This window comes from Mycobacterium sp. (assembly GCF_035570115.1).
In the GTDB taxonomy this organism is placed as follows: Bacteria; Actinomycetota; Actinomycetes; order Mycobacteriales; family Mycobacteriaceae; genus Mycobacterium.
Map to the genome: position 1 here is coordinate 1 of NZ_DATMLH010000117.1, position 9,175 is coordinate 9,175.

General features: G+C 66.5%; 9 protein-coding genes and 1 pseudogene. 4 read left to right on the top strand and 6 right to left on the bottom strand.

Annotated elements, in window-relative coordinates; genetic code table 11:
• The 3 genes from VNW74_RS10820 to VNW74_RS10830 form a co-directional block, all read left to right on the top strand.
• The coding region (locus tag VNW74_RS10820) for a glutamine synthetase family protein (RefSeq protein ID WP_414686654.1) at nt 1-729 on the top strand (729 nt) is incomplete at its 5' end.
• A gap of 67 nt (nt 730-796) precedes the next feature.
• Nucleotides 797-1,564: a gamma-glutamyl-gamma-aminobutyrate hydrolase family protein gene (locus VNW74_RS10825; protein ID WP_325676610.1), complete on the top strand. Its 768-nt coding sequence runs from the start codon at nt 797-799 to the stop codon at nt 1,562-1,564.
• A 7-nt stretch (nt 1,565-1,571) separates the two neighbouring features.
• Nucleotides 1,572-2,351 (top strand): 3-oxoacyl-ACP reductase, encoded by a 780-nt coding sequence (locus VNW74_RS10830; protein WP_325676603.1) that lies wholly within the window; start codon nt 1,572-1,574, stop codon nt 2,349-2,351.
• Nucleotides 2,352-2,354: 3 nt separating this feature from the next.
• Here VNW74_RS10830 and VNW74_RS10835 read toward each other — a convergent pair whose 3' ends face one another.
• From VNW74_RS10835 to VNW74_RS10850, 4 genes are all read right to left on the bottom strand, one after another.
• On the bottom strand, nt 2,355-3,623 hold the full coding sequence (locus tag VNW74_RS10835; RefSeq protein WP_325676604.1) for a PPE family protein: 1,269 nt from the start codon (nt 3,621-3,623) through the stop codon (nt 2,355-2,357).
• A 13-nt stretch (nt 3,624-3,636) separates the two neighbouring features.
• A complete protein-coding gene (locus VNW74_RS10840) occupies nt 3,637-3,936 on the bottom strand; it encodes a PE family protein (RefSeq protein WP_325676605.1) in 300 nt (99 codons plus the stop codon).
• 343 nt (nt 3,937-4,279) lie between these two features.
• A complete protein-coding gene (locus VNW74_RS10845; RefSeq protein ID WP_325676611.1) occupies nt 4,280-5,398 on the bottom strand; it encodes a HoxN/HupN/NixA family nickel/cobalt transporter in 1,119 nt (372 codons plus the stop codon).
• Nucleotides 5,399-5,508: 110 nt separating this feature from the next.
• Nucleotides 5,509-6,627 carry an alkaline phosphatase family protein gene (locus tag VNW74_RS10850; RefSeq protein WP_325676606.1) on the bottom strand — a complete coding sequence of 373 codons (1,119 nt, stop codon included), beginning with the start codon at nt 6,625-6,627 and terminating at the stop codon, nt 5,509-5,511.
• A gap of 31 nt (nt 6,628-6,658) precedes the next feature.
• On the opposite strand from VNW74_RS10850, the gene VNW74_RS10855 reads away from it, so the two are divergent.
• Complete coding sequence (locus VNW74_RS10855; RefSeq protein ID WP_325676607.1) at nt 6,659-7,141, top strand: Fur family transcriptional regulator; 483 nt, start codon at nt 6,659-6,661, stop codon at nt 7,139-7,141.
• Here VNW74_RS10855 and mtr read toward each other — a convergent pair.
• Together mtr and VNW74_RS10865 are read right to left on the bottom strand one after the other, a co-directional pair.
• Nucleotides 7,124-8,503 (bottom strand): mycothione reductase, encoded by a 1,380-nt coding sequence (mtr, locus tag VNW74_RS10860; RefSeq protein ID WP_325676608.1) that lies wholly within the window; start codon nt 8,501-8,503, stop codon nt 7,124-7,126. The genes VNW74_RS10855 and mtr overlap by 18 nt on opposite strands.
• Nucleotides 8,504-8,514: 11 nt before the next feature.
• Nucleotides 8,515-9,175, bottom strand: a pseudogene (locus VNW74_RS10865) (alpha/beta hydrolase); the annotation flags it as partial.

Sequence of the window (9,175 nt, forward strand, 5' to 3'; positions counted from 1 at the left end):
GAGCTCGGGTTCCGCTACGACGAGGCGCTGGTCAGCTGTGACAACCACGGCGTCTACAAGAACGGCGCGAAGGAAATCGCCGACCAGCACGGCAAATCGCTGACGTTCATGGCGAAATACGATGAGCACGAAGGCAACAGCTGCCACATTCACATGTCGCTGCGGTCGGCCGATGGTTCTCCGGTCGCCGCCGAGGACGGTCAACCATTCGGCATGTCGCCGACGTTTCGCAACTTTGTCGCCGGCCAGTTGGCCACGTTGCGGGAGCTGACGTTGCAGTACGCGCCGAACATCAACTCCTACAAGCGGTTCGCCGATCGCAGCTTCGCGCCCACGGTGGTGGCGTGGGGCGTGGACAACCGGACCTGCGCACTGCGCGTCGTCGGTCACGGCGACAACTTGCGGGTGGAATGCCGGGTGCCCGGCGGCGACGTGAACCAGTACCTGGCCGTCGCGGCGCTGATCGCCGGCGGACTGCACGGCATCGAGAAGGGCCTGGAGTTACCGGAGCCGTGCTCCGGCAATGCGTACGAGACGACGGGCGACATCGAGCGTCTGCCCGCTACGCTGGCCGAAGCGATGACGCTGTTCGACGCGTCAGCGGTCGCCCGAGAGGCATTCGGAGACGCGGTGGTGAATCACTATGTCAACTACGCCCGCGTCGAGGTGGACGCATTCAATGCGGCAGTGACGGATTGGGAGAGGGTGCGCGGTTTTGAGCGGTTCTGATCCGGCGACGATGCGGGCCAGAACGGCCCGAGGAGAAGCCGGGCAATCAAGCTCTGATCCGGCGACGATGCGGGGCGGAACGGCCCGAGGAGAAGCCGGGCAATCAAGGCTCAGACCCGTCGTCGGCCTGACCACCTACCTGAGTCGAGCGCAGACCGGCGTATGGGATGTTCAGGCCAGCTTTCTTCCCGCCGTCTACTTCCAAGGCGTCACGGCGGCCGGCGGAATGGCAGTGCTGCTACCGCCGCAACCGGTGGATCCCGACATCGCCGAGCGGGTGCTCGACGGCCTCGACGCGCTGTTGATCACCGGCGGCAAGGACGTCGACCCCGCCGCCTACGGGCAGCAGCCGCATCCGGCCACCGACCAGCCCGGCCGTGAGCGCGACGCCTGGGAGTTCACGCTGCTGAACGCGGCCCTCAAGCGCGAGCTGCCGGTGCTGGGCATCTGTCGCGGAGCGCAGGTGCTCAACGTCGCGCTTGGTGGAACGCTGCATCAGCATTTGCCTGACGTCGTCGGACACAGCGGGCATCGGGCCGGCAACGCGGTGTTCACCACGCTGCCGGTGCGCACGGTGCCGGGCACCCGGCTGGCCGAGCTGGTTGGTGAAACCGTCGACGCGAAGTGCTATCACCATCAGGCCGTCGCCGAGCTCGGCGAGGGCCTGATGGTCAGCGCGTGGGACGCCGACGGCGTCGTCGAGGCGCTGGAGCTGCCCGGGAACGGCTTCGTGCTCGCGGTGCAGTGGCATCCCGAGGAGAGTTTGGACGACCTGCGATTGTTCTCGGCGATCGTCGAGGCGGCGCGGTCATACGCGAGCGGACGGGTGAGCTGATGAGCAAATGAGTACGGACCTGAGTCGGCGGCTGGCCGGCAGGGTCGCCGTTGTCACCGGCGGAGGCGGCGGTATCGGCCTGGCTTCGGCCCGGCGGCTGCACGCCGAGGGAGCCACCCTGGTCATCGGCGACATCGACGGGAAGACCGGTGCGGCGGCCGCCGACGAACTGGGCGGCCTGTATCTCGAGGTGGACGTTTCGGATGAGCTCAGCGTCAACAGGTTGTTCGACACCGCGGCGGACACTTATGGATCGGTCGACATCGCGGTCAACAACGCGGGCATCTCGCCACCGGACGACGAGCTGATCGAGAACACCGAGCTGCCGGTATGGCAGCGGGTACAAGACGTCAACCTGAAATCGGTATACCTGTGCTGCCGGGCGGCGTTGCGGCACATGGCGCCGGCAGGCAAGGGGTCGATCGTCAACGTGGCGTCGTTCGTCGCGGTGATGGGATCGGCCACCTCGCAGATCTCCTACACCGCCTCCAAGGGCGGGGTGTTGGCCATGTCCCGCGAGCTCGGCGTGCAGTTCGCGCGGCAGGGCATCCGGGTCAACGCGCTGTGCCCCGGGCCGGTGAATACCCCACTGCTGCAGGAGCTTTTCGCGAAGGATCCCGACCGGGCCGCGCGGCGACTGGTACACGTACCGATGGGCCGCTTCGCCGAGGCCGACGAAATCGCGGCTGCCGTAGCATTTTTGGCCAGTGACGACGCGTCGTTCATCACCGCGGCGACGTTCTTGGTCGACGGCGGCATCAGCGCCGCCTACACCACTCCGCTGTAGGGGTTACCCGGCCGCGGGTGGGTGTGCCACCACCATCGGGCGGAACCCGTACTTGGGAGTTACGCCGTTGACGTGGTTTCCGGCCGCATTCGCGAACGGCATTCCGGGCATGCCGGCCGCGACCGCCGGGGGCGCGCTGAGTGGAGCACCCCCCAACGTCGGGGCAAGAGGGCTTGTCACCGGGGCGATCGCATTCCAACTGGGCGGAACGGCCAGCGCTCCCAACGGCGTACCGCGGCCCAGGGCCGCTGACACGGCGCCGCCAACACCACCGCCCAGCTCACCGACTCCCGCGGCCGGGCCCGCCAGTGCGCCGCCGAGCCCGTCGGCCGCGCCCGCCGCGGCACCGGCCGCATTGCCCGCCGCATTTGCCGCTTCACCGGCGCCACTGAGACTCTGGAGGCCGACCAGATCCGTCATGGTGCCCAACCAGTTGCCGGGCATGTAGAAACCCGACGAGAAGATGGTGTTCCAGAGGTTGTTGTTCAGGCCCAAGCCACTCGAGCCGAACACGTCGTTGAAGATTGCCGACAGCCCCGTTCCGGACCCGTTCCCGGTCAGGAAGTTGAGGACGTTCATGAGCCCCGACTCCAACCCCGACGAGGTCGACGCCGACGTCGACGTCGCGGGGGCAGCGAGCGCTTGTAGCGCGGCGGGGACGGCGGTCGCCAGTTGCGAGACCGTCGTTTGTGTTCCGGTGCCGGTGGCCTGCGCGACGGCGCCGGCCTGCGCTGCCGCTCCCGTCGCAGTGGTGGTTACCGGTGGCTCGGCGAACGGCGTCAATGTCGATGCGGCCGCGGAGGATCCGGCGTAGCCGTACATCGCCGCGGCGTCCTGGGCCCACATCTCCGCGTAGTGGGTTTCGGTGGCTGCGATCGCCGGGGTGTTCTGGCCGAGGATGTTCGTCGAGATCAGCGATGCCAACAACGTTCGGTTGGCCGCGATGACCGACGGGGGCACCGTCAACCCGAATGCGGTTTCGTAGGCGCCGGCTGCCGCTTTGGCTTGGCCCGCGGCTTGTTCGGCTTGCGCCGCGGTGGCGCTCATCCACGACACGTACGGTGCGGCGGCGGCGGCCATCGACGCCGACGCGGGACCCTGCCATGGACCACTGGTCAGGCTGGAGACCACCGACCCGTAATCGGTTGCTGCCGAAGATACCTCGGTGGCCAATCGGTCCCAGGACGCTGCGGCGGCGATGATCGGGCCGGAACCCGGGCCGGTATACATGAGCCCGGAGTTGACTTCTGGTGGTAGCGCTGCGAAATCCATGGCCTGACGCTCCTCAGCTCGCTGCGATCGCGTTGGCGGCTTCGGTGGCTGTATACGAGTCGGCGCTGGTCGACAACACCGTCACGAACATCTGGTGCAGCGCCGCTGCCTGCGCGCTGACCGCCTGGTACATCTCTGCGTGCGCAGCGAATTGCATTGCGGTCAAGGCCGATACCTGGTCGGCGGCGGCCGGGATCAGGCCGGTGGTCGGCGCCACTGCCGCCGCGTTCTCGGCAGCCAGGGCGGCCCCGACTGATTGCAGATTGCCCGCTGCTTTGGACAGCATTTCCGGTACGATGGACACGAACGACATTGGGATACTCCTTCGAAAATGACCAGCCCCGGCCGGTGTTGTTTGTGTCGGTGCGTGCGTCGAAATAGCATGGCGCAGGCTAATTTCAGACAGCAGGCAACCCGCGAGGGACCGGATGGAAAGTTACGGTCTTCGGTTTCGATCTGTGGCCCGGCTGCGTCGGGTGCGATATCGTAGTCGAAAGTTCCAGCGCCGCTTAACGTATCCCCGCCGCATTTGGGCAGCACGCCACCGAGCTCGAGTCCCTGATAGGCCAGAGCTGTGGCGATTTCGAGTCAGACGCGGTTTTGGCGCGGCGGCGAACGGGGCCTGGCGTGAAGCCAAGCCCACTCGTTGACGCGTTTCACCCGACGCGTTCGGCCTGCACTGTCCACTTCTCCTCGATGCGGGCATAGCGCCAGATCAGCATGGCGCCAACCCATGTCACCACGAACAGGCCGACGATCAGGAAACCGATCGCGTTGAGGTCGATACCCCCCAGCCAGCTCCAGAATCCGCCGCTCCAACCGAGCTGATCAGCGAGCAAGCCGAGCAATTCCACACTGCCGATCAGCAGCGCGACCACTACCGAGAGCCCGGTAATGGTGATGTTGTAGTAGACCTTGCGCACCGGGTTGGAAAACGCCCAGCCGTAAGCGAAATTCATGAACGAGCCGTCGATGGTATCCAGCAGGCACATCCCGGCGGTGAAGAGCACCGGCAGACACAAGATGGCATACCAGGGGAGGCCGGCCGCGGCGCTGGTGCCGGCGAGCACCAGTAGTGCCACCTCGGTCGCGGTGTCGAAACCCAGCCCGAACAACAGACCCACCGGATACATGTGCCAGGACGCGGTGACCGATTTGGTGAAGCGGCCGAGCAAGCGGTTGAGCAGTCCGCGGTTGTTCAGCTGTTCTTCGAGCTCGTCTTCGTCGTAGACGCCGCGACGCATCTGGTTGAACACGCGCAGGATGCCCGCCAGAATCACCACGTTGATGACGGCGATCAGACACAGGAATACGCCCGAGACGCTGGTGCCGATCAAGCTTGCGTAGTGATGCAGGCTCGAGGAATCTTGTTCGACCGGCCCGATGATCGCTTTGAGCCCGGCCGCGATCAACAGCGCCAGCCCAAACACCACCGACGAGTGGCCGAGCGAGAAAAAGAAGCCGACGCCAAGAGGCCGCTGCCCGTCGTTCATCAGCTTGCGGGTGGTGTTGTCGATCGCCGCGATGTGGTCGGCGTCGAAGGCGTGGCGCAGTCCCAGGGTGTAGGCCGTCAGCCCGATGCCGATGCCGAACGCCTTGTCTCCGACACTGAAGTGCGCCGGTTCGACAATGAATACCAGTGTCCCCCAACCGATCACGTGCAGCGCGATGATCACGCCGAACATCGATCCCAGACGCAGCCATTCGTCGGGCGTCAAGGCGGCCCGCAGCCGCGACCACGACGACCATTGCCTGCTGAGCGGGTCAGCGGCCATGTCGCGTCCCATCTGAAAAAAAATCCCAACCGTCGACGACGGTAGACCCTCGGTGCATCTCATGCGGACGATTCGCAGGAATTCTGCAAGTTTTTTGCAACTAGCCGAGGTCAACCCCGGAAGGTGATCAGCGGGATCGCGATCTCGGCAGGGGTGGCCGCGCCATGAAAGCCGACGAAATCCGCCACTGCCGGGGGCTCGTGACCGCTGGCCAGCACCGCCGCGTCGCCGCTGCAGGTGACGACGACATCGCCGACCCGGGGCAGGTGATCGGGACGCACGGGTCCGAACAGTCCGGCTGCGACGGCGTCGTCGCGGCTGCGCACGTCGGCTCGTCCGCTCAGCAGCTCGCCCCACGCGGCGATCACGTCGGATGCCGCGCCCGGCTCGGTGTGCAGGTAGCGGACTCGTGGATCGCCGGCGACCGCGCGCACGCCCGCACTCAACCGCGGATCGGCGTCGAGGTCGATCCGCTCATCTGCCGGCACGTTCAGACCGCCGTGGTCGGCGGTGATCAGCAGCGCGGCGTCCGACGGTAGCGCCTCGACCAGTCGGGTCAGCAGCGCGTCGACACGGACAGCGGCGGCGTGCCACTCCGGTGAGTCGATGCCGAACACGTGTGCCGCGGTGTCGAGTTCGGCGGTGTAGGCGTAGAGCAATCCGGGCGCCGCGTGCAATTGGTCGGCCACTAATTGCGCGTAGTCGTCGTCGGGGTTGGCGGCGCACAGCTCCGCGCCACGGTAGGTCGCCTCGGTGAGGCCGCTGCCGAGGAACGTCGCGGGCAGTACGGCCCGCGCGTCGACGCCGGCCTGCTGCGCCCGCTCGAACCACGTTGGGACGGGCTGCCATTGGGCCGCCGGGGGATCGTCACGCCAAACGATGTGGTTGAGCACCCGGTCGGTATCGGGAAGCTTGACGGTGAAGCCGAGGATGCCGTGCTGGCCGGGCGCTACCCCAGTGGTCAACGACGCCAGGCTGGTCGGTGTGGTGGAGGGGAAGGTGCAGGCGAGTTCGTCCAGCCGCCCGGTCTCGCCGGCCAGCACCGACGCCAGCAGCGGCGCATCGGCGGCCAACATCGGAAGCAGATGCCAGCCCATCCCGTCGACGAGCACGACCGCGACGCGGTTCACATCGCTTACCCACTCCGATACTCCGAGCGCGTCCACGGCACCGGGAACCGACAGCAGCGCGGCCGCGGCCGGCAGCACGTCGCAGATCGAACCGGTCATCAGGTCAGTCTGGCAGGCGCATACTGGGTGGGTGGCCAAGCCCTCGGCGTTGGATCCGGCTATCACCGAACGGATCGGCGAACTGCTGCGGGCCCATGGACTGCGTCGGATGGCGTCTCGGATCGCGGTCCTGGCAGTGCTCGAGCCGATCCACGGTCATCTGTCGGTGGCCGAAATCGATCAGCGGCTGCGCGAGGGCCTGCCCACCGAAGACCAGCCGCCGGACTTGGCGACGATCTATCGCACGGTGACCACGCTCGTCGATCAGGGTGTGCTGCATGCGCTGACGCTCGAGGGCGGGGTCACCACCTACGGCCTGGCCGCCGACCCGCACCATCACGCGGTGTGCACCCGATGCGGCTCGATCATCGAAGTGCCGGCCGGACGACTGGCCTCGGCACTGGAACATGCGATGGCGGGCAGTTCGTTCACGCTTTCCGAACGCGCCGGCCTCACCCTGCACGGCCTGTGCCCGCAATGCCAGCAGGACGGCTCTTCAGGACAGATCAAGTAAGGCGTTCTCGACGACCTCCGGCAGCGCCGGGTGAATCCAATACTGACCGCGAGCCATCTGTGGGGTAGGGAGCCCGAAGCTCATTGCCTGAATCAGCGGCTGGATGATCGACGAGGCCTGGTGTCCCATGATGTGTGCACCGAGGAGTCGCCCGGTCCCGCGGTCGCCGACGAGCTTGACGATGCCGGTGGTGTCCTCCATCGCCCAGCCATACGCGACGCCACCGTAGTCCTGGATAGTGCATGACACGTCGAAACCCTTTGCGACGGCTTGATTCTCGGTCAACCCGACGGTGGCGATCTGCGGATCGGTGAACACCGCGGCGGGGACGTAGCGGTGGTCGGTGGCCACCATCGCGTCGGTGTCGTCCCAGTCGCAGAGCAGATTCTGTTGCACGACGCGCGCTTCGTGGTTGGCCACATGCTTGAGCTCGTACGGCGACGACACATCGCCAAGCGCGAAAACGCCGCGCGCCGAAGTCCGTTGGTATTCGTCTACGACGACGCGGCCGTCGTCGACGTCGACGCCGGCCTGTTCGGCGTCCAGCAGATCGCCATTCGGCACCCGGCCGGTGGCCACCAGCACGGCGTCGGTGCTCAGTGTCGAACCGTCATCGAGTTCCAGCACGATGCAGGAACGGTCCTGATGGGAGCCGACGACATTGCGGCGGGTGCGCAACTCCCATTTGGTCGACGCGATGTGGGTGAACCGTTCGCACAGCGTGTCATCCAGGTGCCGCAGCAACGCGCCGCCGCGAATCACCAAGGTGACCCGGACACCGAGCGCGGAGAAGATGTGCGCGAATTCGGTTGCGACGAAACCGCCTCCGACGATGACCAGGTGCTCGGGCAACTCCGGTATCCGCATGATGGTGTCGCTGGTGTAGTAGTGGACCCCGCACTCCAGGATGGCCGGCGGGATCACCGCTCGTGCTCCGGCGGCAATCACCACCTGCTCGGCGGTGAACTCGTCGCCGCCGTCGGTGCGTAGCAGATAACGGCCGTCGGGCTGGACCGCTCCAAAACGGGTGTGCCGGTCATACACGTCAACGTTGGGGGAGGCCCGCCGGTAGTCTTCGCCGCTCATCGCGATCGGGTCGATGCGCCCGAAGACGCGCGAGACGATGTCCTCCCAACGCACCCGGTCGATGTGCGCGTCGATTCCGTAGCGGGCGGCGGTGCGGATCGTTTCGGCGACTTCGGCGGCGTAGACAAACATCTTGGTGGGGATGCACCCGACGTTCAGGCAGGTTCCGCCAAATGTCCCCTGTTCACAGATCGCGACTCGCTTGCGCGCATAGCGTTCGTCGAGAATGCTGTTGCCCGAACCGGTTCCGATGATCGCGAGATCGTAGGTTTCCATCCGCTGGCCCCTCAGCCGTTCCGGGTTGTGGCGTTGGAGTTGGCGCCGAGATAGTCATCGAGCCAGATGTCCAACTGCTGGTAGGCCACTTGCCGCGGCTGCGGCATCGACAGGAACACATCGTGTTTGGCGTCGGTCACCGGAACGATGGTGCTGTGGTTGCCGACGCAGCCGGCCCACCGGGCGATGTGTGCCACGTCGAGAACGGCGTCGCCGCATTGCAGGGCGGTGGGGTCTGTGTTCTCTTTGGCCTCGGTCACGCTGTGATCCGAGCGCAGGATCAGGTTGGGCACGCCGACGTCGAGCCCGCGGTGCAGCCGGGTCTGGCCGCGGCGCACGGCGTGTAACCAGCCGAAGGTAATCGGGAAGCCGCCCAGCGGTTTCCATTCCAGGTTGTAGTCGAACTCCCCGTAGTAATCGCGGTGCAGGCTGGACCCGTAACCACCGTCGCCCTCCCAGCGGATTGCCCCCTTGGTACGCAGTCGCGATAGCGCGGCGATCGTGGCCGAGGTCAAACCCAGGCGCACAATCGCCGGGCCATGCAGGTCCAGGAACGGGCTGTTGAGCACCAGGCCGCCGACGCCGGCGCGTGCCGTCGCCCCGCGCCGGCGCAACCGATCCAGCCATAGCGACACGATGAGCCCGCCCGCTGAATGCCCGTAGACCAGCGTC